Source organism: Arthrobacter glycogeni (assembly GCF_054511155.1).
Genome location: NZ_JBTNDE010000006.1, coordinates 1 through 24925, shown reverse-complemented (window position 1 = coordinate 24925; position 24925 = coordinate 1). Strand labels below are relative to the sequence as shown.

The window sequence follows — 24925 nt, the reverse complement described above, 5'->3', positions numbered from 1 at the left end:
AGGGCAGACTACGGGAGCCGCCGTCGTCCGCTATTCGCGTTCGTCATCCAGGAAGGCCTGGAAGGACTCGCTAGCAGCGTCAGCGGCCTCCTCGACGTCGCCGCCGGTGATGCCGACGACGATCGGATCGCCCACCACCTCGCGGGCTTCAGCAACGTTGATCACGAGCGGGCGGTCGTAACCGACGCCATTTTCGGCGCTGGCTTCGATTGCCGCAGCGAGATCCTCGGGGTAGGTCGAGGTGCCTTCAGGGTCGGCCCAGACCGAGGTGCGGGGGCCGGGGACGCCTTCCTGCTGGATCTCGAGGACCATTTCCTTGCTGGTGGCCCATTCGAGGAACTTCCAGGCGTTGTCCTGGTTGTTGGACGCCTCGTTGATGCCAAGGCCCCACGACGGCACGTTGTAGGGCTTGGAACCGGCGGGGCCGGCAGGTAGTGGAGCGAAGCCGACGTTCTCGGCGACCTGCGAGTTGGCCGGGTCGGTGGCGTTCTGGTAGAGGCTGTCGGCCTCGGTGTAGAAGGCCGCACCACCCTGGGTGAAGATGGCCATCGCCTCAGGCCAGCTCATGTCGGTGCTGACATTTTCCGGACCGTATTCGTTGATCATGCGGCCGTAGTACTCGTACGCCTCTTTGGCTTCCGGTGAGGAGATGGCCGAGTTGCCGTCCTCATCGATGAAGTCGCCGCCGAAGCTGTAGAGGAAGCTGGAGAACTGGGTGACCGCCGGTGACTTGCCGGTGCGGGCAACGAAGCCTGCGACGTCGGGGTTCTCTTCGCTGATCTGCTGGGCAGCCGCTTCAAGTTCCTCGAGGGTCTCGGGGACCTCAAGCCCCGCAGCCTCGAGGAGGTCGGTGCGGTAGTACAGCACTTCGCGCTCGGTGATGGTCGGGATGCCGACCACCTTGTCCTCGAAGGTCGTGGAGTCGACGGGGCCACTCTGGAAGTCGGCCCATTCCCACTCGGAGTTGGACTCGACGCGCTCGGTCAGGTCTGCGAGGTAGCCGTTCTGGGCGAACAGCTTGCCTTCCTGCAACGGCCGGTACATCATGACGTCGATTTCGTCGGTGCCAGCGTTGAGCTGCACGTTGTACTGGGCTGAGAGCTGATCTTCGCCGAGCTGCGTGAGCTCCACCGTCAGACCGGTTTCTTCCTCGAATTCGGGGATGGCCTCAATGATTTTGTCGGTCCACACGTGATTGGCGAGGGTGACCCGCAGAGTGTCGGAAGCTTCATCGCCGCCGGCGCCTCCGCCGCATGCTGCAAGGGTTCCGCCCAGCAATGCCGTGACCGCCAGTCCGGCTACCCGCATAGTTTTGCGCTGCACTGTTGCTCCAGTTCTCTTCGTTGAGGACACCCGCGTTGACCGGGGCCAGGAGTAGATGATCGGTTTACATCTGCTATAAACCACGATAATAGTGACAAAGATCATACTTATGCAACCTCGTTACGTGAATGGGATGCTCTTGATACGCTTCACCTCATGCAGCCAACCGCTCCCCTCTCCCCCGGTGTCGTGTCCCCTGGCCTGCACGCTTCGGTCATTGACCAGATGGGACTGGCTATCGGCGCGGGTGAGTGGGCCCCGGGATCGGTAATGCGGATTGAGGAGCTGGAGGAGCGCTACGGTGTCTCCCGCTCGGTCATCCGTGAGGTGCTGCGCGTCCTCGCCTCGATGGGCATGGTCGAATCCCGACGCCGGGTGGGCGTCCAGGTGCTCCCCGCCACTGAGTGGAACCTCTACGACCGCCAGGTCATCAGGTGGCGGCTAGCATCGCCGGGCAGGGTGGCCCAGCTGCGGTCGCTGACCGAGTTGCGGACCGCCATTGAACCCCAGGCCGCCCGGCTGGCCGCGTTACGGGCTCCTCTCGCCGATGCCAGCGAGCTTATGGGGCTGGCCGGGAAGCTGTGGGCCGCCGGGCAGGACGGGGATACCGAGCTGTTCCTAACCCTCGACATTCAGTTCCACCGTCTGGTCCTCTCAAGTTCGGGCAACGAAATGTTCGGCAAGCTCAACTCGCTGGTCGCCGAGGTTCTCACCGGGCGAACCCACTACGGCTTGATGCCCGAACACCCGCACGAGGAAGCCCTGCAACTGCACGTCGACGTCGCCGGCGCCATCCAGCGCGGCAACCCGGTCGATGCCCACCAGTCGATGCTCGCCATCATGGAACGCGCCATGACCGAAATGAGCACACTGTGGAACGAGGCGGCACACAAGTAGGATCAGCGGCGTCACACTGAGCAAAAAGAGGGATCCGACATGGAACTGATGCGACTGGGCGAGCCTGGCCAGGAAATTCCGGTGGTGCGCGACGGCGGCATCACCTTCGACCTCCGGAAGCTGACCGCCGACATCAACGGTGCTTTCCTCGGCGACGACGGAATCCGACGAGTGCGCGGAGCCCTGGCCGCGGGTGAGTTGCCGGAGCTGGAGCACGCCGCTTCCCTCCGGGTGGGTGCGCCACTGACCGGCATCGGCGCCGTCGTCTGCGTCGGCCAGAACTACGCGGCGCACGCTGCCGAAACCGGGGACCTCCCACCGAAGGCCCCCATTATTTTCTTCAAGCATCCCAACACGGTGGTCGGCGCGTACGACGACGTCGTCATCCCCCCGGGCGCGCAGAAAGTGGATTGGGAGGTGGAACTGGCTGTGGTGATCGGCAACCGGGCCTCCTATCTGGCCAGCACCGAGGAGGCCCTCGAGTGTATCGCCGGATTCACGATCAGCAACGACGTCTCGGAGCGTGACTACCAGATCGGCCATTCTGGCGGTCAGTGGTCCAAGGGCAAATGTGCGCCGACCTTCAACCCGATGGGTCCCGCCCTGGTGCCCGCTGCCGAGGTGGCGGACCCGCAGGCGCTACGGCTGTATTCAGCCGTGAACGGCGAACCCCGACAGGATTCCACCACAGCGGACATGGTGTTCAGTGTCGCCGAGATCATCAGAGACCTCTCCCAGTACATGGCGCTGGACCCGGGCGATGTGGTGAACACCGGCACTCCCGAAGGCGTCGCCCTCTCCGGCAGGTTCCCCTATCTGGGGCCCGGCGACACCATGACGATCGGGATTGAGGGTCTGGGCGAACAGCAACAGCTTGTCGTTGGGTCCTGACTTTTCCCCGCCAGATCAGCGCTCAGGGCGTAAAATTGGAGACCACAGAGATGAAGGAGGATCACCCACAACCCACCCCGCAGCACCTTGTGATGCTGCACAACGCAAGGAGAACTGTGATGGATAAAATTCCGGAGGACCCACAGGTAGTCGTCGGTGTCGACGGCTCGGGGCCCTCCATTCTCGCCTTAAGGCTCGCCGCGACCCTGGCTCCGGCCCTTGGGGCCCGAGTACACGCCGTCGCCTGCTGGGATTATCCGAAAATGTATGAGGAATACCTGCTACCGGATCCCAAGGCTTTCAAGGAGGCTGCAAACAGCCACCTCGTCGCAGCGATCGAGGAGGCTTACGGCGCGGAACCGCCTCCCGGCTTAACCAGCGTCGTCGTGCGCGGGCAGGCCTCCACCCGACTGGTTGAAGCGGGAGCAGCGGCGCAGTTGCTCATTGTGGGCCGACGCGGTCATGGCGGCCTCCGCGGCCTGCATCTCGGGTCGGTGAGCAACGCTTGCGTGGCCCATGCGGCGTGCCCTGTCCTCGTTGTCCACGACGACGGTAAGCCGCAGGTCCATCACCGCTGGAGGGACCGTTACCGCGAGAATCGCCCCCTGGAGCCATATGACCTGCTGTGACGTTCCTTCGTTTCCGCAGCTCAGCCGTTCGGGAACAGGGCGATCAGCCGAAAAACGTCATCGCTTCGTCATAGCGTGACTGTGGGACGGTCTTGAGTTGCGCCACCGACTCTTCGAGGTTCACCCGCACGATGTCGGTCCCGCGCAGGGCAACCATGGTGCCCCAGGCACGGTCGTGCACAGCATCAACCGCCGCCATCCCCAGCCGGGTGGCCAGCACCCGGTCCGACGCACTCGGCGCACCTCCGCGCTGAATATGCCCAAGGGTGGCTGAGCGGGTCTCAATTCCGGTCCGCTGTTCGATGATGGGCGCTAGCCGCTCGCCAATGCCACCCAACCGGGGCCGGTCAAACGCGTCGAGGCCGCGCTCCGAGTGGGGTTGGCTCATCTCGGCTGAGACAAAACCCTCCGCCACAACCACCAGCGGGGTCCGTCCTCGGTGGAAGGGTTTTTCCACCCACGCGCAGATCTCATCCATACTGGGCCGTTGTTCCGGAATGAGAATGGCGTGGGCGCTGGTGGCCATTCCCGCGTGTAGTGCAATCCAGCCGACATGGCGGCCCATCACCTCCGCGATCATGCAGCGGTGGTGCGATTCGCCAGTGGTTTTCAGCCGATCGATCGCTTCGGTCGCAATCTCCACCGCGGTGTCGAACCCAAAGGAATAGTCGGTGGCGGAAAGGTCGTTATCCACAGTCTTGGGGACACCGATAATCCGTACACCGTCGTCACTGAGAATCTTCGCGGCGGCGAGTGTTCCCTCGCCGCCAATCACAATGAGCGCATCCACCCCCAGGGATCGAAGATTGGCTTCGATGTGCTCTACGCCGCCGCCCTCGCCGAAAGGGCTGGTACGGGAGGTGCCGAGGATAGTTCCGCCAAGTTTCGCGATACCCCGGATGCTCATCCAGTCCAGGATGATCGAGTTGTTCTCCACCAGCCCCCGCCAGCCATCGATGTATCCGATGAACTCGTCACCATGGTTGCGGATCCCCCTCAGCACACAGGACCGGATCACGGCGTTCAGCCCGGGGCAATCCCCACCGCTGGTCAAGATTCCAATCCGAGCCATACTGCTTCTCCAACCGTAGTTCCGTCCTGTGAGGGACTGTCGCTCTGCTGACCTCAACGCAACCACCAATCCATCAGACCTGCCATGAGGACTTACCCGCCGTACCCATGGGGGATAACCAGCACGCATCGTGATGTAATGCATGAACCGATGGTGTCGTCGTACTTGTGTCCGGCTGCACGACGGTTTGACGCTCGTTTCGTCAGAGAGGACGAAAATGACCGATTCACGGCTGGGGCCGGACCCGTTGATTCACGGCGTGCTGCAGGTGGATGGCGCGCAAGAGCGGCTGAACACTGTCGCGGAACTGGCGCGAGACCTCGCCGGGCGATTTGAGCTTCAGCCGCTCCTCGAACGGATCCTGGGGAATGCCGCCACGCTGTTGGGGTGCGAATCGGGCTCCCTCTCGCTGGTCAATGAAGCGAGCGGAACCTACGCCAAGAAGGTTGACTTCGGCGTCGGCTGCCAGGAAGGGCAGACGTTCTCACTGGCGGAAGGCGTTACCGGTCTTGTGGTGCGGGACCGCTCGACAGTGATCCTTCGTACCTACAGCGAGGTGGCACAGGGCCACATTTCCCCCGGTGATCCGCGCTGGAACTGCGCTGTGATTGGGGTACCCATCCAGTGGGACGAGCGCGTGATCGGCACCTGCATCATTTTCGGCGCCGATCCGCAACGGGTGTTTACGCCCGACGACGCCGCGCTGGCTGAGCTGTTCGCCAGCCATGCAGCGATAGCACTAAAGAATTCCGAACTGCACGCCATCGCGTCAGAACGCGAGCAGGAAGCGGCGATCGGGGCGGAACGGGAACGAGCAGTACGGGACGTCCACGAGACCATCGGCCGGTCCCTGGCGAGCCTGCTCCTCAGCCTTGATGATGCTGACAAAGCGGTCCGGCGGGACAGTCTGGAGGCCGCAGCTTCCCTGCACATCGGAACCGCCCGGAATATAGCCCATGACGCTCTGGCGGAAACACGCCGCACAGTCCTCGGGATGGGCCCGGCGTCGCTCGCGGGCCGGGACCTCGACGTGGCGGTCGCGGCGGAACTGGCCTGGGCAGAGTCGATGGGCGCGGCGGAAACGCAGCTCACCGTCATCGGAACCCCCCGCGCACTGGTTCCGGAGATTACCCATCAGGCGTTCAAGATCATCCAGGAGGCGCTGGGCAACGTGGTAACTCACTCACGGGCGACGAGCGTGCGGGTTGGACTCGTCTATGAAAGCGATTCGCTAGCCGTCCTGGTGGAAGACAACGGGCGGGGGTTTGACCTGGCCACTACCCACGGCGACCACTCCGCCCTGCCCTCGGGATGCCTGGGGCTGCATGGGATGACCTCGCGTGCGGTCCATCTGGGCGGGGACCTACAGATCGATACGATGCCCGGGTGGGGCACCAAGGTCAGGGCTACCCTGCCTGACAAGGTTCCGGAGCGGGGCGGGCACCCCCAACCGCGGTGGAAGGTACTGATCGCCAACGACAAACCCCTCATCAGTGCTGGCCTGGTCAGGCTGCTTCATCTGAGCGAGCCCGCGGTCCAGGTGGCGGCAGAGGTCAGCTCCGCGGGGCAGCTGTTGGATGCTTACGAGCTGCTCCGCCCCGACGTCCTGGTGGTTGATCTGGACATGATCCAGGAAACCGATCCGGGGGTACTCGCGGGGGTCCGGAAACTCGATCCGCACGCCGCCATCGTGGTCCTGACGGATAATCCCACGGTCGACCAGGTACGGTCAGCCAAACAAGCTGGTGTGCGGGGATTCATTAACCGCAAAGCTGGCGGGGAGGCGATTGCGCGGGTCATCGTCGCAGCTGGCCAGGGTCAGGCCCTGGTGGAGGGCGACATTTTCGATTCCCTCATGGCATCCGCCACGGAAGACCCCGTACTGGACAATTTCACGGTGCGCGAGCGCCAGGTGCGTGACATGGTGCTCAAGGGCATGGCCGACAAGCAGATCGCGCGTGAACTGCAGATCTCGGCGAAGACCGTCGAGAAACACGTGGGGTCCCTGCTCCGCAAGACTGGTGCCAGCAACCGCACCATGCTGGTCAGCATGAGCGGCGCCGAGCTCCCCCGTTCCGGTCCGGACGTAGCTGCGACCCCCGGCATCCGCCGGGGGTCGCAGCTACGAACCAAATCCTCCTGAGGAGAATTCGGCTAGAACACCCGCATTGCAATCTCGGCGGGATCGCTCAGCAACGACTCAATCTCGTCGTCGAGCCGGACCAGGGTGATTGACGCACCCGCCATGTCGAGCGACGTGCAGTACTCGCCCACATAGCTACGGCCAACAGTGATGCCCTTGGCGGCCAGCTGCTTGTGGGCCTGCCCGTACAGCAGGTAAAGCTCGCTGATCGGGGTGCCGCCGAGGCCGTTCACCATCAGGGCCACCCGGTCGCCGTCCTTGAACGGCAGGTCGCTGACCACCGGCTCGAGGATTTCATCGACAATGTCGTTGGCTGGCATCATCTTGGCCCGACGCCGGCCGGGTTCGCCGTGAATGCCCACGCCGACCTCGATCTCGTCCTCGCCCAGTTCGAAAAGCGGACTTCCCTTGGCTGGCGGCGTGCACGCGGTGAGGGCGACACCCATGGTGCGCGTCACCGAGTTCACTTTCTCTCCGATCCGGATCACCTCGTCGAGATCGGCGCCGCGTTCGGCTGCGGCAGCCACTGCTTTGATCACGAAGAAGTTTCCCGCGACGCCACGACGGCCGATGGTGTAGGTGGAGTCCTGCACCGACACGTCGTCGTCGATGAAGAGAGTTTTCACGTTGATACCCTCGGCGGCCGCCATCTCCTGGGCCATGTCGAAGACCATTTTGTCGCCGGTGTAGTTGTTTACCAGCAGCAGGACACCTTTGGGGGAGGCGAGCAGCTTGGTGGTTTCGAACACATAGTCGAACGGGGGCGCCGCGAAGACGTCGCCTGGGCAGGCGGCGTCGAGCATGCCCTGGCCCACAGCCATCACGTGGGCTGGCTCGTGACCCGACCCCGAGCCCTGGACGATCGACACCCTATTCTCGTTGGGGCTGTCCGACCGCATGATGAGGTTGTATTCCGGCACATACTTCAGGGTCTCGGGGTTGGCCAGGGCCAGGCCCTCGAGCATTTCTGGAACAAATTGCTTGGGATCATTGACGAACTTTTTCATGGGGGCTCCACATCGTTGTGTTGAATTGAAGGTCAGATTGGATAGCAGGTCGCTGAAGGGGCTAGCGTGCCGCCCATTCGGAGGTGAGTCGTTCGATCATGATGGCTACAGCCACCGCGCCGGCGTCGGGCGAGCCGATGCTTCTTTTTCCGCTATAGCTGGCCCGGCCGCGCCTGGCCTCCAGGGTGCTGGTGGCATCGGCTGCGGCCCGGGCGGTGTCGCAGAAGACCTTGAGACAGCCGGCGGCGTCGGTTCCCTTGCCGAGTTCGCGTTCAAGCTCGTCGGTCGCTGGGACGATCGCGTCGAGGAGGGTCTTGTCCCCCAACTCGGCGCTTCCACGCGCTTTGATGCCATCGGTCGCGCCGCGCAGCATGGCGACGACTGTGGCGCCGTCCATGATTCCCGACGCCTTCGCCGCCGCCGAGGCCCTGAGGAAGGCTGTCCCCCAGAGCGGGCCCGAGGTCCCGCCAATACGGCTCGAGATGGCCAGCGCAATCTGCTGCAGAAAAGTGGCAGGATCGTCGCGTTTAAAGGTGTCCCAGTCGGCCAGGACTTTCTCGAAACCGCGAGCCAGTGAATAGCCCAGGTCGCCGTCGCCGACGACGGCGTCAAGGTCACCAAATTCCTGCTCCTTATCCACAGCCGTCTGCGCGATGGAGCGGACCACGAATTCGACGTTCTCAAGGTCGGTGGATGTCATGATGCCTCCGGATGGGTTGTGGCGGACGGTGAATCCAGTAACTGGCGCAGGGTGGTGAGGGAGACGACGTCGGCTACCTCAACGCCGAGGGGGTTGGCCAGCACTTCGGCGTGCTCGCCGGGATCTCCCAACGAACTGACCACCAGGGCCGCTCCGGTGAAATCTTCGGAGCGCGTGAAGCTGCTGACGGTGACAACAGTGCGCAGGCCCGCGGCGACTGCCGCGCGGAGTCCGTTCGAGCTGTCCTCGACCACCACGGCGTCGTCGGTGCTCAGGCCGAGGTCCTTCAGGGCCAGCAGGTAAATGTCTGGCGCCGGTTTCTTGCGTGGCACCACGTCCCCAGCGAAGACGGCGAAGCCTGCCGCGAGTTCTCCCCCGACGGCGTGCGTCAGCACCGCGCGAACTGCGGGCTCCGCGGAGGTGGAGGCAACCGCGAGGCCCCAGCCGGCGTCGTGCGCTTCCTGCACCAACCGGGCAATTCCATGCCGCGCCGGCATAACACCGCCGTCCACCAGATCCGTGTAGATGGCGGTTTTGCGTTTGTGCCAGGCGAGGATCGATTCGTCCTTCGCGGCGTCGTCGAGCAGTCCCAACTGGGTGCTCACCTCGTCGGTGAGGATGCTGCGCATACGTTCCTTACCGCCGCCGATCTTCACCTTCTCGGCGTAGTCATCGACGCTCCAGTGCACGGGTACCGAGAATTCCTCGAATGTACGGTTGAAGGCCGGGAGGTGGCCAAACTGTTCGGTGTCGGCGAGCACGCCGTCGCAGTCAAAGATCAGGGTGGGCATGGGCGGCTACCTGCCCTTCCCGGCGCTGCCGAACTGCTCGGCCAGCACCTTGACCATGTCGATCACGTCGCCGCGGGTGTGCTTGAACAGCGACGGCGGATCCCATTTGTTGTTGTGTTCGGCCTGCTTCAGGAAGGTCAGGCTTGATTGCATGAACGTTTCCTTCAACGCCGTGGAGATGTTCACCTTGGCGCAGCCGCGGGCAATCAGGTCCTGGAACTGTGCAGGGCTGAGCCCGCTACCGCCGTGCAGGGCGATGGGAATGGAACGAGCTTCAACAATTTCGGTGACCCGGTTGACGTCCAGCACAGGCGCGGCCTTGTACGTGCCGTGGGCGTTGCCAATGGATGGAGCGAAAACATCGATCCCAGTAGCGTCGATGAAGTTCAGCGCCGTCTCGAGACTCTGCTGCTTGGACACTTCGTCGGAGCCGTGGTCGTCCTCGACGCCGGTGATTGCTTCGATCTCGCCTTCCACCTGAGCGCCGTAACTGCGGGCCTCCCGGACCACCTCGATGGTCTGGCGTTGGTTTTCTTCAACCGGGAGCTCTGAAGCGTCGAACAGCACCGAGTTCCAGCCGGCCTTCAGGCACTCAGTGACTACCTCACGGTCTGGGCAATGGTCGAGGTGAAGGGTGACCGGTACCTCGATGCCGCGGGTCAATGACTCCCACATCTCAAAGAGGACCCGGGAGCCAATGCTGCGCACTGTCTTCACTGAGGTCTGCAGGATCACCGGGGAATTGCACTCCACCGCGCCGGCGAGCACCGCCTCCATGGTCAGATCGTTGAATACGTTAATGGCAGGCACACCATAGCGCGCCGAAAATGCCGGATCGACAATGTCCTTCAAGGGCACAACACCCACGTCAAACCTCCTTGTTAGCTGATTTACACGGTAGGCGAGAACCCTCAAGAATGGGTATGAGGGAACACCCTCCCCCTCATGGGGGTAATCACCACCACGCCCGGTTCCCCGGTCGTCGATGGGGCACATCCAGCCTGCAGACGCATTCTCACAGGGCGAGAACGCGTCTTGGCAGGGATGACCGGGGCAGCAACGCTGTCCTGAGCACAGAGCTGTGCTTACTGACATTGAGGAAGAGGAAACTCATGGCAACTGGAACCGTACTGGAAACCGTCACGCTGAATGAGGCCCGCCGCGTGATCGACGCCGCCGCTGCGAAGGCAACCGAGATTGGGCAGCCCATGGACATCGCGGTGGTCGACGCCGGCGGCAATCTGAAGGCACACGTCCGGATGGACGGGGCCAATATCGGCAGCATCACCATCGCGATCAATAAGGCGTACACGGCCATCGCCTTCCAGTGCGAGACGGGCGACCTGCAGGGGATGACCCGGCCGGACGGTCCGATCTATGGCCTGAACGACGCGCACGGCGGCCGGCTGGTGGTGTTCCCCGGCGGCATTCCGCTGGTGCGGGACGGGAGCATCGTCGGTGCTATCGGCGTCTCTACGGGATCGATCGAACAGGATCAGCAGGTAGCCGAAGCGGGCGTTGCTGCGTTCGCCGGGTAGCTGCATTCTCCGGGTAGCTGCGTTCGCCGAAGTAGCGGTGTCTTGATTCCTGCGCCGCCCGGCAAGGGGAAGACTCGACCCGCGGCATAGGTAGGCCGCAGGGGGTGACGGGGAGAATGACTAGCGTCTGGAGGACTACTGCCAACCAAAGTGTGCATGCAATGCATGCAGTGCATGCACACCGGCCGCCGAAAGTGCATGCACTGCATGCATTGCCTGCACTTTTCCGCAGCAGTACCGTCTGCCGAGGCGCGTTCGATGGTCCGGGACACGAATGCCCAAGTCCAGGCCAATATTTAGCCGGCCATGACCCGCGCCATCAGGGCGGGGTCGACGGAGCCGCCCGAGACGATCGCCGCGACGGTGGCACCGCGAGGCGCCAGGTCATGCATCCACGCTGCGGTGGCGACGGCGCCCGACGGTTCGGCGACGAGGCGGCCCTCCACAGCAATGTGGCGCACCGCGGTGAGGATCTGCTCTTCGGAGACGGTGACGACGTCGTCGACGTACCGTCTGATGTGCTCCCACGGGTGCACGCCGAGGGCCGGTGTCCGCAGCCCGTCCGCCACCGTGCGGTAGGTGAGTGTGGTGTCCCAGGTGATTCTGCGCTGCTCGCGCAGGCTTTCCGCGGCGTCAGCCGCGAGTTCGGGTTCGACACCGATCACCTGGACCTCCGGGCGTAGCGACTTGATGGCGGTGGCAATCCCGGAGATCAGTCCGCCGCCGGAAATGGGGACGAGGACGACGTCGACGTCGGGCAGTTGCTCGATGAGCTCGAGCCCAACGGTGCCTTGGCCGGCGATGATGCGGAGGTCGTCGTAGGGCGGCACCTCGACGTAGCCGTGTTCGGCAGCGAGCTCAAGCGTCCGGCTGTCCCGCTCCGATGCCGGCACCAGCACCACCTCGGCTCCCAGTGCCCGGACGGCGGCGATCTTGGTGGCCGGGGCGGCGTCGGGCATGACGATGACGGCGTGCAGGTCGAGCCGCTTGGCGAGCCAGGCGACGGCGCGCGCGTGGTTGCCCGAGGACTGGGCGATGATGCCGCGGTCGCGGGACTCATCGAGCACCTGGGAGATGGTGTTGTAGGCGCCACGGAGCTTGAAGGCACCCGTCGGTTGCAGAGATTCGGCTTTCAGGTGGAGGACGTCGGACGGTCGGTCCGGGTGCGGGAGCGCGACGATCGGCGTGCGCAACACCAGGTCCTGGATCCGCTCGGCTGCGGCCCTGATGTCGTTGAGGGTAACTAGCAGGGTGGCGGTGCTGGCGCGCGCATTATCCATAGGTGGATCCTACGTTGTCTCGCTGACGGAGGTGGCTTGACCCCTCGCGCCTGGAAACGCTGGTCCGGCGGGCCGTTGACTTGTGTATACAGTGGGCAAGCTGCCTACGCTTTCGTGGTCGGCGTCACACCAATCAGGGGGATTCATGAACAAGCGCACAACCGGTCTCGCCATTGCGGCAGCAGTAGGATTCACAGCATTATCGGCAACACCCGCCCTGGCAGTAGCACTTCCATTCGAGAACTGCGACGCAGCCAAAGCGGTAGGCGTCTTCAATATTCCCGCAAACACGCCGGGCTACCAGCTCAAACTTGACGCAGACAAAGACGGATTCGGATGCGACGCCGCGGGAAACCCACCCTACGACGAGTCGATCGTTGCCGGCATCGTTGCCGAGAACACTCCGCCAGTAGTGGTGGTACCTCCCGTCGAGCCGCCAGTAGTGGTGACGCCTCCCGTGGTGGAGCCCGCTCAGGTAAGCCAAATGCCGGTGGGCGGCGCCGACACCGGCGTGGCGCAGCCGTCGGGTCGGGATCTGGGAGCGATCGTACTTGGCGGTGGCTTGGTTCTCACTTTGGCTCTGGGTGGCGCCTATGCGGTTCGCCGGGCTGCTGCTCAGGCATAAGCTCAGCCGCCAACTGGCGACCCTGACCAGCTAGAAAAGCCCCGGTCGGTGTAAGCGTTTCGGCGCTTGCACCGACCGCGTCAGTTAAGGAGCCCGCTGCTACTCGCAGCCCACCCCGTCGCCGTCGCGGTCCAGATGCGTGCCGTAACCGGGCTGCCCCGCGTAGACGGGAGCGGCGCCCGCAGACCGCGCGGCCGTGCAGTTCGCGAACGGCGCAGCGGGCGCCGGAGCCGGTGCCGGCACGGGTTGCGGAGCGGGTGCCGGTGCGGGTGCGAGAGCGGGTGCTGGGGCGGGAGCCGGTTCAGGTGCTGGCGCCGGAGCCGGTTCAGGAGCCGCGGCCTGGGTGGGTGCCGGCTCGGGGATCGGCTCGGGCGGCGCGGTCTGGCTGGTCGGGGCCATGGTGTCCGAGCAGTTGGCGAGAATACGGGCCATGGCGTCGCGTTCAGCCTGGGTGACCCAGAGACTGTACGTCGCCTTCACCGAGATTTGCCGGGCAACATACTCGCAGCGGAACGACTGATTCGGCGGCAGCCAGGTGGCGGCGTCGCCCGCTCCCTTTTGTGAATTGGTGGGTCCGTCGGTGGCCTGGAGGTTCAGCGGATCATTGGCGAAGGCGAGGCGCTGGTCTGCGCTGAGCTGCTGGGCTCCCTTCTGCCAGGCGTCGGACAGCGCAACGACATGGTCAATCTGGACGTCGATGCTGGTGGACTGCCCCCTGAGGAAGTCAATGGTGGTACCGGTGTAGGGGTCGTTGAGGATGCCCGACTGGACCTTGCACGGCACCGAGTTGGCATGGATGATCGCCGTCAGGTCGCGGTTGAGCATGTCGTTGCGGGTGTCGCAGCCGTTGCGATCAACGTCGGCCCAGGCCTGGCCGAACAGGTCTCGGTCGTACCCAGTTTTCGGTGCCCGGCCTTTGATGGGGAGGGTATCCAGCAGATCGAGGGCACGGATGCCGTGTCCGGGCTGGTCGCCGGGTGCACTGGGGTTGCCGTCGACGGCAACCACGTCGGCGCTGTCGACCGGTGCCAGATCCGGACTTGGCGTGGGCGACGGCGTGGCGGTCGCCGTCTTGCTTGGGGTGGGTGTCCGGGTAGGTGTGGGCGTCTTGCTCGCGGTGGGCGTCGGCGTGGGTGTCGGGGTGGGCGTAGGCGTCTCGTCGGCGGCCTGTGCTGAGGTGGTTTCTTCAGCGACGGCGGCCGGAGCGGTGGTGTCGCTGGGCGGAGCGAGGAGTCCCCCGACAACCAAGGCGACCAAGGCAGCCGCCATGGTGATGGCGCCCATTTTCCGGCCCGCGATTCCGGCCCACGACGCCCGGTTGGTGATGACGACGTACAGCCCGGTAATGAACGCCGCAAGTCCCGCCATGATGACGGCGCCGCTCACCCCGCTGCTGACGAGGCCGACGACGATCAGGAAGAGAACCGCCCCAGCGGCCAGGCCCGTGGAAATCCTGATCTTGCGTCTACCCGTCGAGGGAGCGGTGTTCAGGGCGGGCGGCAGCGACGGATCGTTCAAGTGGTTCCCCCAGGTAAGTGATTGTGACCGAAGCATACAGCCCGTGCGGTACCGCGCACTGAACACTGAACCGTGAACACTGAACCGTGATCAGACCAGCCGGTCTTCCCGGGCGATGATGGCTGCCTGCGTGCGCGACCTGCAGCCGAGCTTGGTCAGCACCCGCGACACGTGGGTCTTGGTGGTTCCGGGGGAGATGTTGAGCCGCGCGGCAATGTCCCGGTTGGACAGTCCCTCGGCGATCAGGGTCAGCACCTCGGTCTCGCGGTCTGTCAACTGTTCACCCTGCACCCCCGCGTTATCGCTCCCACGCTGGCCGGAGCTGGCCTGGGGAGACAGCCGTTCGGCAGTAGCCCGCGCGGCTGAGTTCCGCGCGGCTTCGTGATCCAGGGAGACGAACGCCTCGAGCAGTCGACGGGTCGCTTCCGGTGCGATCACCGCGTCACCGGCAGCCACCCGCCGCACAGCATCGAGCAGTGCGGCCGGTTCGGCTGTCTTCAGCAGGAATCCGGCGGCTCCGGCGCGCAGCGCACCGAAAATGTACTCGTCGACGTCGAACGTGGTCAGGATAAGGACCTGTGACAACCCGGCGGCTACGATCGCCCGCGTCGCAGCGATCCCATCCATTCCTGGCATCCTTACATCCATCAGAACGACGTCGGGGCGCAACGCGGTCGCGTTGGTTATCGCGGCGTTGCCGTCGGAGGCTTCACCCACTACCTCGAACCCGGCCGCAGATTCCAGGATGAACCTCATGCCAGCCCGGATCGCCGCGTGGTCGTCGACAATGAGCACCCTGATGGAAGGGCTTGCACCGGCGGTCACGAAACTACCGTCGTGCCGGTTGCCGCCAGCGGGAGCTCAGCCGAGACGGCCCACTGGTCTCCGTCGGCACCGGCTGTGACCCATCCACCGATAGAAGCGGCTCGTTCCTTCATGGAAATTAGCCCCAGGCCGAGACCGGGCGGTCCGTTGGCTCCGGCCGGCGACACTTGCGAGGGGCTGGCAGGGAGTGTGGTGCCTGGCAGTGCGGTGGCTGGCAGTGCGTTGCGAAGGCGGATACTTACGTGGCCCTGGCCGAGCAGGAGCTGCAGGGTGACCTTGCTCCCCGGGGCGTGTTTCGCCGCGTTCGTCAGCGCTTCCTGCACTATCCGGTAGCCCACCAGCTCGGTGGCCGCGCTGAGCTGGCCGTCGCGGGGCACCGAGAGGCGGTCGTCGAGGGCGACTGACAATCCATTGGTTTCCGCCTGATCCAGGAGGGGCTGCAGGTGAGTGAGCCGCGGCAGGAGGGCGGCGCCGTCGTCGTCGGGCGCGGAATCGACCACTGGATCGGGATCCGGTGCGCGCAGCAGCGTGATCATGGTGCGCATATCCTCCATCGATTCGAGAGCTGAGCGGCGCACCTGGGTCAGCGCCGCGCGGTCCTTGGTCTCGTTGGGCGGGGTGGCCAGCGCGCCGCCGGAGTGCAGGGCGATCGCCGAGAGGTGGGAGGCAACGACGTCGTGCAGGTCCCGGGCGAGGGAATCCCGTTCCTGCCGGATGGCCTGCTGTCGACTGGCCAGCGAGAGGCGTTCGACGGCGTCGGCGCGGTCGGCCGCGACTGTCGCCAGTTCGGTTTTGCGTCGCACATCCATCGCCCACCAGAGCGGGCAAACGAAGATAGCGGCCTGTTGGAGGCCGATCAGGACGGTGACCCGGAGGTCGGCGGTGTCCGCCAGCCGGTCGATCACCGGAATCGCCACGAACACTCCGGCGATACCCCACAGCGCACGGCGCACCGGCGGCGGAACGACCAACGCCGCCGTGTAGAGGAGGTCGAAGAATGGCAGGAGAATGGCGATGCTCCCGCCGAGCAGGGCGTCGGCGGCGAGCGCAAGGAAGCCGACGCTGAGGGCGGTCACCGGTGCGCGACGCTTGAACGCCATCGCGACGCAGGACACAGTGAAGGGCAGGGCCAGCCACCACCGCTGGTCACCGGTGAGCTGCACCACCCCGGTCTGGCTTCCCCACACGCCGGTGAGGCCCAGACCGATCAGCAGTAGACCGCACACCAACGCGATGGCTGCGGTGCGTGCGTCACGGCGCAGGTTGGTGGTGTCCACCTGATAATTTGACCACGGCCCGGCTGGTGCCGGATCGGTCTAAAGATGTATCGGAGTCCCTGGGATCATCCTTTTCGCAGACGCCGTCGAGCGGCGAGTCCCCGTAGCGTCCTAGCCATGACCCTTGCACTTGCCGGAACGTTGGCCGCCCTCGCCCTGATCGATTCCACCAGCTTTGGCACCCTGATGATCCCGCTGTGGCTGATGTTGGCGCCCGGCAGGATGCGCGTCGGCCGGATCGTGGTGTTTCTCCTGACGGTGGCTGTCTTCTACTTCGGTGTGGGGCTGGCAATCACGTTCGGGGCGGAGGCGGCGATCACCCAACTGGGTGACTTCTTCAATTCCCGGCTGGCACGCAGTGGGCTCTTCGTTGCGGGGATTGCCCTCATCGTCTGGAGCTTCCGACTGGAGGCGAGGGCCAAACGGGAGAAGAAGGAGGGCGCTCCGCCGTCGGCCCGGATCCTGCGGTGGCGTGACCGTGCTGTCGGATCCGGAACGCCGGGTGCGGGTGGCGCGGGTGGCGGTGCGGGCGCGGGCGGCGTCGCGCTGATCGGGTTGGCGCTGGGCGCTGCGACGGTTGAGGTGGCAACGATGCTCCCCTATCTGGGGGCGATCGGCCTGTTGACCACTTCGGGCGTTCAGTGGCCGGTGTCCGGTGTGGTGCTCGCGGCGTATTGCCTGGTGATGATCCTTCCAGCACTGGCCATCCTGGTCCTGCGGTTAGTGGCGGCGCGACGGGTTGATCCGACGTTGGTGAACCTCGACGGCTGGCTGACCCGCAACTCGACGAACACCCTGTCCTGGGTGGTGGGGATTCTCGGCGTCCTGTTGGTGGTCAACACGGTGCGCGAGGTGCTGTGACGCGGACACTTGCGGTGACGGCATCTAACCCGTGATGATTACGTAGCGCGCAACGGGCCTCTTCGTCGAGCACTACCAGGAGTACAACGTCATCTGGAACGGCGAAAACGGCCGCACTGTCTTCTTCCAGAACGAGCTCCCCTACGATCCACCCAACCAGGCGGCCTGGCAGCACGACGGCGTCCTCGGCTGGGCCGGCTACAAGGTGGCCGACGACGTCAGGAACCACACCCTCTGGGGCGGCGGCTCCTACATTTTCACCGACGTGGATCCCACCATCCGCGCCACCCGGGGCTTCGAGGTTCCCGACACTGCGGGGGTACAGCTGAACCACATCCTCACCGTCGACCTCGGGGCCGGCACCATCGACCATGTCGTCAACGACACCGGGGCTCCCGTCAGCAACGCCGACACGGGCATCCCCAGCTACGTGGTGCAGTACCAGTAGGTCCCGGGCTGCATCACCCGGCTCAGACGAATCAACCTGAGCCGCGAACCACCAGCACCATACCGTCGCCCGAAGGGGCGGCCCACCTGGTTTCTCCGGGCGGGTCGCCCAGACCGGCGAGGACAAGTCCGGCGAGGTACCGGGCCTGCTGGTCAATGGATTGGGAGATGGTAGTAAGCGGCGGGTCAGCCAGACGTGCGGCGGGCGTGTCGTCCACTCCCACGACCGCAACTTCCGCGGGACACTGGAGTCCATGCGTTCGGAGCCCCGCCAGGACAGCGAGCGCCACGTCGTCGTTATAGGCCGCGACGCCGGTCACTGGGTCCGGGCCTTGCCGCCAGGCCTGCAGGGCGGCAGCGGCGGAGACGGCCCGATAGGTCAACCGGGCGCACCTCCGGCTCGGGCAAGCCGTGCTCAGCGCATTCGCGGCGGACACCCTCCAGCCGGTCTGCTGCGAAGTGCTCCACGCGGGAATCGGTGGGCCAGGCATAGGCAATCCTGCGCCGCCCGGTAGCGATGAGTTGCTGAGCCTGCAGTCGACCGATCCGGAGCTGACTTTCGGAGGGTCGATGGGCACCTGCCGCCTCGGCGTCGCCGGCGGCTCCCAACACCTGGATCCCGGCCTGACGCATGGCCCGGAGGTCGTCGTCGTCGAAAGGAGCGAAACCGATCACGGCGCGCGGAGTGACGGCACGCCAAAGTTCCTGCAGCGGTCGCTGCCCCCGCGCATGATGCACCAGTACTGACAGCCCCCGCTCGGCCATTTCGTCGGCGAGGTGGTCCATGAGAGTTTCAATCACGGGTCCGATCGGCCAGTCGGGAAGGATGCACAGCACCAGGTCACTGCGCCCGGTCTTCAACGCCCGCGCAGCGGCGGATGGCGCGTACCCCAGACGCGCCGCCGGTCTCCTCGGAAATGCTCACGCCTTCGCGCCCGGTCAGGACATAGCTGACCGTGGTGCGCGAGACGCCACTCTCACGAGCCACGTCGGCACTGGTGATCCCCGCCATTTAGCATCCCTTCGGACCTTGATCCCTGTCTTCCGCCATCCTGACGGCTCACTCCGTCGCCGGGCCCCTGGGTTCGTGACGCACGCCTCTGGCCCTGAAGCCGAAACCGGAGTAAACATGGCTATGAGCAAAGCACAGGGAGCCGCCGCATTGTTGGCCGAGGCGCTCGGGATCGTTCTGGGGACCGAGGAAATTCCGCTCCGACTCCGGGCCTGGGACGGGTCGGAGGCGGGCCCGCCGACCGCTCCGGTGATCGAATTCCGTTCCCGACGGGCGCTGCGTCGCATGCTCTGGTCCCCCGGCATGCTGGGCCTGAGCCGGGCCTACGTGGCCGGGGATATCGACGCCCCCGGCGACCTCTACGAAAGTTTCACCGCCCTCAGCGCCGTCGGGAAGTTCGCCGAACTCGAACCCTTCAGCCCGCCAACGCTCCGCGAGCGGGCAAAACTGCTCACCACCGCCGTCCGGCTGGGCGCCATCGGTCTCAACCCTGCTCCCCCGCCCGAGGAAATCACCATCGACCGGGCGGGCCGGAAACACTCGAAGAGGCGCGACGCCGCCGCCATCTCCCACCATTACGACGTCGGCAACGATTTCTACGCGCTCGTCCTCGGCCCGTCAATGGTGTATTCCTGCGCGGTCTGGGACTCCCCCGATACCGGTCTGGACGCGGCGCAGGAGGCGAAACTTGATCTGGTCTGCCGGAAACTCGGGCTACAAGCCGGCATGCGGGTGCTGGATGTGGGGTGCGGTTGGGGTAGTTTCGCCCTGCACGCGGCGGAGCGCTACGGGGCCGACGTCGTCGGCGTCACCCTGTCCACCGAACAGGCGGAGCGCGCCCGCAAACGGGTGGCCCACGCCGGGCTCAGCGAGCGCGTGCAGATCCGGGTGCAGGACTATCGCGACGTCGACGACGGCCCGTACCACGCGATCAGTTCCATCGGGATGTCCGAGCACGTCGGACGCGACCAGATCGCCGCGTACGCGAGCCACCTGTTCGGTCTGCTGGCCCCCGGCGGCCGGCTGCTCAACCACGCCATTTCATGGAATGCCGGGGACACCATGCGCCCGGACCCCGATTCGTTCATCCCGAAATATGTCTTTCCCGACGGCGAGATGCTCAGCCTCACCGTGATGCTCGGCGCGCTGGAATCGGCCAGGTTCGAAGTGCTCGACGTCGAAGCGCTGCGCCGACACTATGCGCTCACCCTGCGGGCGTGGGTCCAGAACCTGGAGGATCATTGGGAGGAAGCGGTGGGCCTGACCAGCGAGGGCCGGGCCCGGGTGTGGCGTCTCTATATGGCGACCAGCGCACTGGGGTTTGAGAACGGGCTGACCGGTGTGAACCAGGTGCTGGTGCAGCGACCCGGCGGGGCCGAGCCGCCGTCGCGGCGGACCATCTGACCCGTCGCGCCCCCACGATGGGGGCGCCGTGCCCGAGCACTGAAGACCCCAGGTGTACTGGTCCTCGGTGGACTCAGAACGGATGGGTTTCTGCGGGACCAATTCCCTGCGACGCCTACCGCATGAGTAGCACAAGTGCTACCGTGGTTTGATGAAACATATTGGCCTGAAAGAACTTCGCCAGCATGCCAGCGATGTCATCAAGAGAGCCGAGGCTGGTGAGACGATGACCATTACCGTATCCGGGCGTGACGCCGCGGTGCTTAGCCCAATAGCAGAGCGATCCTGGCATCGATTCAGCGAAGTACAAGACCTCTTCTCCTCCCCGACCGATCCGGAATGGGCAGACGATCTGCGAGCATTTGACCAGCCGCCTCGCGACCCATGGACCCAGCAGTGAAAGCCATCTTTGACACAAACCTGCTGATTGCCAATGATGTACGGGCTGTCCCCGAGGAAATCGGTATCAGCACGATCAGCCTCGCCGAACTTCACTACGGCGTATTGGTTGCCACCGAAGCGCAACGCGCACTACGCCTCCGCCGGCTTGCTGCAATTGAGAGCCGGTTTTCTGCGTTACCAGTCGACAGCGAGGTGGCCCGGAACTACGGATTGATATCTCACCTGGTCGCAGAATCGGGCAGGAAGCCCCAAGCGCGCAGCTTCGACCTGCTCATCGCCGCCACGGCAATGACCCATAATGCGATCCTGTACACGCGCAACATCACGGACTTCAGCGGACTTGAGTCTGTCGTCGAGGTGCGGCCCCTCTGACACCGCGATGCCAGTGGTGCTGATGGACCGTCCTGGCTTCCTATTGCCCTGCGGGGCGTCGACCAGCGCCGTACACACTTTCGACCAGGTCCACCAGCCCCTCGATGCCCGGATCGAAGCGCCGATCCGCCGACTGGCCTCCCGGTATGAGGGAACGGAGAGGACGGTGCGGACGGCGGCGGCGACGGCGACGGCCGCAGGCTTGGCGCGATTTGTGCGCAGGTTAATTCCAGTGCCAGATTAGGCAACGCGGGCCGACACCCCAGTTTTTTCCTCAGTTTCACCCGCAACCACCAACGGCACGCCGTGGCGCAACGCAAAGTGCACCCCACCGTATCCGCCGTTGGTCACCAGAACGTCGGTCTTCGGCAGGAGTTCGTCGTAGTGCAGGTAGGAGGAGACTCGAACGTTTGCAGGTAGCGGACCGTCGAGTGAGCCCGCTGGGCGTCCGCCGGTGCTGACGACGACGACGAGGACGTCGTCGTCAGCCAGGCCATCGATGGTCGGGCGGACCAGGTCGCTAAAATCCCGATTGGCAACAGTGCCCTGGGTGACATGGACCAGCGGGCGGCCGGCGTCGAGCTCGTCCCACCATTCGGGGAGTTCCGCCGTCCCCATAGCCCCCACGAGCCTGCCACCCCGGGACACACGGACCCACGAAATGCACGCTGGCCGGCAGGTCGGAGCGTGGGTACTCGAACTCGGGAACAGTGAACTGGACGAGGTGGTCGGCAGCGCGGGGCCAGTCCATAAAGAAGGTCTGGTATTGTGCGCGTCCGGGGCGCATGAAGATTTCCTTGAGGTCGTACCTGATCCCTTTGGGGCCTTTGAGACCTGCGCGGCCGGGGAAGAATTCGTCAAGTGCGCTGTCGTCGAAGTCCGTCTCCGGCGGCAATCCGATGAACGTGGTGCCTGTTCCGGTCACCCGATCCTCGAATCGCCGACCTGTGAGGAACCGGACATCGTGCCTACGGTCAACGAGGCCCGCGGCGACCGCGAGCATCGGTGTGACGTGGCCGACTAGTGGACTGGAACACACAAGAACCGATGCCATGATGACTCCCGGGAATTGGGTAAGTGCGAGCGCCATCGGCTTCACCACTTGAGCAGCTACTCCTTGTCAGGCAAGGCCAGACCGGCCATTGACGGCGGCGTGGATTTTCGTCTGCTACCCCGGACCTCAGGTGGGAGCACCATTGGAATCCTGGCCGATCTGCGGGGAGACCGGTGATCGTCTACGTCGATACATCGGCTGCACTCAAATTGATCGTCGACGAAAAGGAGTCCGGCGCCCTGGCTGACTTCCTCACCACAGCGGCCCAGGCGGGCGACCAGCTCGTCTCGTCGATGCTGCTCTACACCGAGCTTCACTGTGCGTCCCGGCGACGTCGGGGCATCCCCTCCACCGTGATCAACGCTGTTCTCAACGGAATCACGTTCGCGGACCTCACGAGGTCGGACCTGATGTTCTCGGCCGCGTTGTCCGGCGGGCTGCGCAGCGCAGATGCGATTCACCTGGCCGTGGCGCTTCGGCTGCAGACGGACCTGCCGGTCGCTTACGACGGCGAGCTATTGGCAGCTGCGGTCGACGCGGGACCCTTCGTAGTATCGCCTGGCAGTAAATCACCGCAGTGCGGCGAAGAGGCCATCACGCAGGTTGCATCTCTGCCATAGAAGAATGTTACATGTAACATTCTTCTATGGCAGAGATGCGTGATCGGGTTCGTGAACACCGACAGCGGTTGCGAGAACAGGGGCTTCGACCCCTTCAGCTGTGGGTGCCCGATGTTCGATCACTGGAATTTGCTGCAGAAGCGCATCGCCAATCGCTCCTCATGGCCGCAAGCGAGGAAGAAGCCAAGAACCAGGCGTTTGTCGACGCTGTTACTGCCGACTGGGACATTGAGGCGGACCCTCACGCATGAAACGCGGCGACGTCGTCATCGCCGCAGCTCGAGGCGGCTACACCGGCAAGCCAAGGCCGGTGATAGTCATTCAGGACGATCGGTTCGACGCGACACCATCGGTAACCGTGTGCCCACTAACAACCCATCCGATCGAGGCCCCACTGATCCGTATTTCCGTGGACCCTGCTGCCGGTAACGGGATTGAGCGACCGAGCCAGATCATGATCGACAAGGTAGTCACCATGCCGCGAGCAAACGTGGGTGATCACCTCGGCCGGCTGAGCGATGCTGATCTGACGAGACTCGATCGGGGTCTGCTGGTGTTTCTCGGGCTCGCCGGGTGAACGGATTGCGCTAGTAAGGTGAACCAGGTCACCACAACCCGCGAAAGGCAGCAATGACGCTTGCGACAGTTTTGAGGAACGGCCACGTGTTCGACGGCGAACGCTTCCTCCCCGGCCAAACCGACGTCGTCATCCGCGACGGAATGATCGAAGCAGTGGGCCGCGACGCCGGCCTGGCCGGGGCTCATGCGGATGCCACGGTGGTGGATTGTGCTGGTCGCACTGTCCTGCCCGGTCTGATCGACCTGCACGTTCACGTCATGACCTCCACCCCTGGCTCCATCCAGGCGATGGTCGAGCCCTACTCCCTGCAGTTCTACGAATCCGTGCGGAACCTCGAGGCCACCCTGCGCGCCGGCGTCACCACGGTGCGCGACGCTGGCGGCGCCGACCTGGGCGCGAAAGTGGCGGTCGAGACCGGACTCGTCAAGGGTTCACGGCTCCGCATCGCCGTCAGCATCATGTCCCAGACCGGCGGGCACGGCGATCTGTGGCACCCCTCGGGGCTCGACTCCCCCGATTTTGGCCCTCATCCCGGTCGACCGAGCGGGATTGCCGACGGCGCCGATGAGGTCCGCAAGGTCACTCGCACCCTCTTGCGGGCCGGCGCCGACCAGATCAAGATCTGCTCCACCGGCGGCGTGCTTTCGCCGACCACCGACCCGAGGCACTCCCAGTTCACCCCCGCGGAGATCGCCGTCGTCGTCGAGGAAGCTGAAATGCAGGGCAAGTACGTGATGGCCCATGCGCAGGGCACCGCCGGGATCATCAATGCGCTGCGGGCGGGAGTGCGCACCATCGAGCACGGCATTTACCTCACCGACGAGGCAATCCAACTGTTCCTGGACACCAAGGCTTACCTGGTTCCCACCCTTTCGGCTCCGCTGGCCGTGATCCGCAAGGGCGAATCCGGCACCAGCGGCCTGTCCCAGCAGGTCATCGATAAGGCCCAACGGGTAGCGGAGGACCACCGCCGGTCGGTCGCCCGAGCCATCGCCGCCGGCGTCAAGGTCGGCATGGGCACCGACGCCGGGGTCGGCGCGCACGGCGACAACCTGGAGGAGCTCGCTCTGATGGCCGACGCCGGCATGACCCTTGATCAGGTCCTGGCGGCTTCCACGTCGGTGCCGGGTGAACTCATCACGCCGGTCGGCTCGGTGGGCCGGTTGGTACAGGGGCACCTGGCCGACGTCGTCGTGCTCACTGGCCTGCTGGAATCGGCGGGGCAGTTGGTTGGTTTGCGATCCATGATCGGGCAGGTTTATCAGGGTGGCGTACTGCAGTTTCCGACGGCGTGACCCTTCCCTCGGCATGATCACCCTGGTTGCTGAGGCCGAGGTACCTGGACGGAACCGACTTCGTCTGACGCCTCACTCCGGGCGTCTCCTTAATTCGAATATTGGTTCGAGAGATTTGTCCACATAGGGCGGTCAGTCCCCGAAATGTCGGGGCGGTTTGGGACAATTGAGGTATGGACGGAAGCGCAGCTCCAGTGTTGATTCGGAAGGGATTTCCCCTCCCGGTGACGGCTCAGCGTGGAGCATTTAGTGCCGGGTCCGCCACTGTTCCGGGGTCCTACCGTGTTCCGGGGGTTGGGGCTGTCGCTGATGGTGGGATCCGGGTGTTGCTCGACGCCTTGAAGGCACTGAGGCCGGCTATG

26 protein-coding genes and 3 pseudogenes are annotated in these 24925 nt (G+C 64.7%); 16 read left to right on the top strand and 13 right to left on the bottom strand.

From position 1 onward, the window contains the following. Positions 1-30: 30 nt before the first annotated feature. Entirely contained in the window at positions 31-1428 is a 1398-nt protein-coding gene (locus ACX80O_RS05770) for an ABC transporter substrate-binding protein (RefSeq protein WP_459332830.1), read from the bottom strand. A 51-nt stretch (positions 1429-1479) separates the two neighbouring features. On the opposite strand from ACX80O_RS05770, the gene ACX80O_RS05765 reads away from it, so the two are divergent. The 3 genes from ACX80O_RS05765 to ACX80O_RS05755 all read left to right on the top strand — a co-directional run bounded on the left by ACX80O_RS05765 (position 1480) and on the right by ACX80O_RS05755 (position 3740). Next, positions 1480-2220 carry a FadR/GntR family transcriptional regulator gene (locus ACX80O_RS05765; protein ID WP_459305095.1) on the top strand — a complete coding sequence of 247 codons (741 nt, stop codon included), beginning with the start codon at positions 1480-1482 and terminating at the stop codon, positions 2218-2220. A 39-nt stretch (positions 2221-2259) separates the two neighbouring features. Next, a complete protein-coding gene (locus ACX80O_RS05760; RefSeq protein ID WP_459332829.1) occupies positions 2260-3111 on the top strand; it encodes a fumarylacetoacetate hydrolase family protein in 852 nt (283 codons plus the stop codon). A 119-nt stretch (positions 3112-3230) separates the two neighbouring features. Next, positions 3231-3740: a universal stress protein gene (locus ACX80O_RS05755; protein WP_459305096.1), complete on the top strand. Its 510-nt coding sequence runs from the start codon at positions 3231-3233 to the stop codon at positions 3738-3740. Positions 3741-3783: 43 nt separating this feature from the next. On the opposite strand, the gene ACX80O_RS05750 is transcribed toward ACX80O_RS05755, so the two are convergent. Then, positions 3784-4812 (bottom strand): 6-phosphofructokinase, encoded by a 1029-nt coding sequence (locus ACX80O_RS05750; protein WP_459332828.1) that lies wholly within the window; start codon positions 4810-4812, stop codon positions 3784-3786. Positions 4813-5029: 217 nt separating this feature from the next. Between ACX80O_RS05750 and ACX80O_RS05745 the strand changes: the two genes are divergently transcribed. After that, complete coding sequence (locus tag ACX80O_RS05745) at positions 5030-6955, top strand: LuxR C-terminal-related transcriptional regulator (RefSeq protein WP_459332827.1); 1926 nt, start codon at positions 5030-5032, stop codon at positions 6953-6955. 11 nt (positions 6956-6966) lie between these two features. On the opposite strand, the gene dhaK is transcribed toward ACX80O_RS05745, so the two are convergent. The 4 genes from dhaK to ACX80O_RS05725 form a co-directional block, all read right to left on the bottom strand. Continuing rightward, positions 6967-7962, bottom strand: a complete 996-nt coding sequence (gene dhaK, locus ACX80O_RS05740; protein ID WP_459305099.1) for a dihydroxyacetone kinase subunit DhaK — start codon at positions 7960-7962, stop codon at positions 6967-6969. 61 nt (positions 7963-8023) lie between these two features. Beyond that, a complete protein-coding gene (gene dhaL / locus ACX80O_RS05735) occupies positions 8024-8662 on the bottom strand; it encodes a dihydroxyacetone kinase subunit DhaL (RefSeq protein ID WP_459305100.1) in 639 nt (212 codons plus the stop codon). After that, positions 8659-9453, bottom strand: coding sequence for an HAD-IA family hydrolase (locus ACX80O_RS05730; protein ID WP_459332826.1), 795 nt, complete (start codon positions 9451-9453; stop codon positions 8659-8661). Before ACX80O_RS05730 ends, dhaL begins: the two co-directional genes overlap by 4 nt. A gap of 6 nt (positions 9454-9459) precedes the next feature. Then, entirely contained in the window at positions 9460-10320 is an 861-nt protein-coding gene (locus ACX80O_RS05725) for a class II fructose-bisphosphate aldolase (RefSeq protein WP_459305102.1), read from the bottom strand. A gap of 245 nt (positions 10321-10565) precedes the next feature. Between ACX80O_RS05725 and ACX80O_RS05720 the strand changes: the two genes are divergently transcribed. Next, positions 10566-10991 (top strand): GlcG/HbpS family heme-binding protein, encoded by a 426-nt coding sequence (locus tag ACX80O_RS05720; protein WP_459305103.1) that lies wholly within the window; start codon positions 10566-10568, stop codon positions 10989-10991. 296 nt (positions 10992-11287) lie between these two features. Here the strand turns inward: ACX80O_RS05720 and ACX80O_RS05715 are convergent, their stop codons facing one another. Beyond that, positions 11288-12271 (bottom strand): threonine ammonia-lyase, encoded by a 984-nt coding sequence (locus ACX80O_RS05715; RefSeq protein ID WP_459305104.1) that lies wholly within the window; start codon positions 12269-12271, stop codon positions 11288-11290. Between the two features lie 145 nt (positions 12272-12416). Here ACX80O_RS05715 and ACX80O_RS05710 point away from each other — a divergent pair, with 145 nt between their 5' ends. After that, positions 12417-12896, top strand: a complete 480-nt coding sequence (locus tag ACX80O_RS05710; protein WP_459332825.1) for an excalibur calcium-binding domain-containing protein — start codon at positions 12417-12419, stop codon at positions 12894-12896. A 99-nt stretch (positions 12897-12995) separates the two neighbouring features. Here the strand turns inward: ACX80O_RS05710 and ACX80O_RS05705 are convergent, their stop codons facing one another. The 3 genes from ACX80O_RS05705 to ACX80O_RS05695 all read right to left on the bottom strand — a co-directional run bounded on the left by ACX80O_RS05705 (position 12996) and on the right by ACX80O_RS05695 (position 16516). Further along, the gene (locus tag ACX80O_RS05705) at positions 12996-14414 is read right to left on the bottom strand and encodes a GmrSD restriction endonuclease domain-containing protein (RefSeq protein WP_459332824.1); all 1419 of its coding nucleotides are present in this window, start codon (positions 14412-14414) and stop codon (positions 12996-12998) included. 90 nt (positions 14415-14504) lie between these two features. Then, positions 14505-15170, bottom strand: coding sequence for a LuxR C-terminal-related transcriptional regulator (locus ACX80O_RS05700; RefSeq protein WP_459332898.1), 666 nt, complete (start codon positions 15168-15170; stop codon positions 14505-14507). Between the two features lie 65 nt (positions 15171-15235). Next, positions 15236-16516, bottom strand: a complete 1281-nt coding sequence (locus ACX80O_RS05695; RefSeq protein WP_459332823.1) for a sensor histidine kinase — start codon at positions 16514-16516, stop codon at positions 15236-15238. Positions 16517-16633: 117 nt separating this feature from the next. Here ACX80O_RS05695 and ACX80O_RS05690 point away from each other — a divergent pair, with 117 nt between their 5' ends. Next, positions 16634-17377: a GAP family protein gene (locus ACX80O_RS05690; protein WP_459332822.1), complete on the top strand. Its 744-nt coding sequence runs from the start codon at positions 16634-16636 to the stop codon at positions 17375-17377. A 49-nt stretch (positions 17378-17426) separates the two neighbouring features. Beyond that, positions 17427-17825: pseudogene (locus ACX80O_RS05685) on the top strand (pectate lyase-like domain-containing protein); the annotation flags it as partial. Positions 17826-17856: 31 nt separating this feature from the next. Here the strand turns inward: ACX80O_RS05685 and ACX80O_RS05680 are convergent. Beyond that, positions 17857-18836 (bottom strand): annotated as a pseudogene (locus ACX80O_RS05680) (LacI family DNA-binding transcriptional regulator). Between the two features lie 123 nt (positions 18837-18959). On the opposite strand from ACX80O_RS05680, the gene ACX80O_RS05675 reads away from it, so the two are divergent. The 3 genes from ACX80O_RS05675 (at position 18960) to ACX80O_RS05665 (ending at position 21014) form a co-directional block, all read left to right on the top strand. Further along, the gene (locus tag ACX80O_RS05675; protein ID WP_459305107.1) at positions 18960-20240 is read left to right on the top strand and encodes a class I SAM-dependent methyltransferase; all 1281 of its coding nucleotides are present in this window, start codon (positions 18960-18962) and stop codon (positions 20238-20240) included. Between the two features lie 151 nt (positions 20241-20391). After that, positions 20392-20640 (top strand): type II toxin-antitoxin system Phd/YefM family antitoxin, encoded by a 249-nt coding sequence (locus ACX80O_RS05670; protein ID WP_459305108.1) that lies wholly within the window; start codon positions 20392-20394, stop codon positions 20638-20640. Then, positions 20637-21014 carry a type II toxin-antitoxin system VapC family toxin gene (locus ACX80O_RS05665; RefSeq protein WP_459305109.1) on the top strand — a complete coding sequence of 126 codons (378 nt, stop codon included), beginning with the start codon at positions 20637-20639 and terminating at the stop codon, positions 21012-21014. The genes ACX80O_RS05670 and ACX80O_RS05665 overlap by 4 nt, the downstream gene beginning before the upstream one ends. Before the next feature lie 240 nt (positions 21015-21254). On the opposite strand, the gene ACX80O_RS05660 is transcribed toward ACX80O_RS05665, so the two are convergent. Both ACX80O_RS05660 and ACX80O_RS05655 read right to left on the bottom strand, forming a co-directional pair. After that, a complete protein-coding gene (locus ACX80O_RS05660) occupies positions 21255-21632 on the bottom strand; it encodes a glycosyltransferase (protein ID WP_459332821.1) in 378 nt (125 codons plus the stop codon). Further along, the gene (locus tag ACX80O_RS05655; protein WP_459332897.1) at positions 21535-22017 is read right to left on the bottom strand and encodes a glycosyltransferase; all 483 of its coding nucleotides are present in this window, start codon (positions 22015-22017) and stop codon (positions 21535-21537) included. The genes ACX80O_RS05660 and ACX80O_RS05655 overlap by 98 nt, the downstream gene beginning before the upstream one ends. 224 nt (positions 22018-22241) lie before the next feature. Here ACX80O_RS05655 and ACX80O_RS05650 point away from each other — a divergent pair, with 224 nt between their 5' ends. From ACX80O_RS05650 to ACX80O_RS05630, 5 genes and pseudogenes are all read left to right on the top strand, one after another. Continuing rightward, positions 22242-22688, top strand: coding sequence for a type II toxin-antitoxin system VapC family toxin (locus ACX80O_RS05650; protein WP_459332820.1), 447 nt, complete (start codon positions 22242-22244; stop codon positions 22686-22688). 26 nt (positions 22689-22714) lie between these two features. After that, positions 22715-22939, top strand: coding sequence for an antitoxin MazE family protein (locus tag ACX80O_RS05645; protein WP_459332819.1), 225 nt, complete (start codon positions 22715-22717; stop codon positions 22937-22939). Then, complete coding sequence (locus tag ACX80O_RS05640) at positions 22936-23265, top strand: type II toxin-antitoxin system PemK/MazF family toxin (RefSeq protein ID WP_459332818.1); 330 nt, start codon at positions 22936-22938, stop codon at positions 23263-23265. Before ACX80O_RS05645 ends, ACX80O_RS05640 begins: the two co-directional genes overlap by 4 nt. A gap of 53 nt (positions 23266-23318) precedes the next feature. Beyond that, the gene (locus ACX80O_RS05635; RefSeq protein WP_459305115.1) at positions 23319-24563 is read left to right on the top strand and encodes a metal-dependent hydrolase family protein; all 1245 of its coding nucleotides are present in this window, start codon (positions 23319-23321) and stop codon (positions 24561-24563) included. A 173-nt stretch (positions 24564-24736) separates the two neighbouring features. Further along, a pseudogene (locus tag ACX80O_RS05630) lies at positions 24737-24925 on the top strand (HNH endonuclease); the annotation flags it as partial.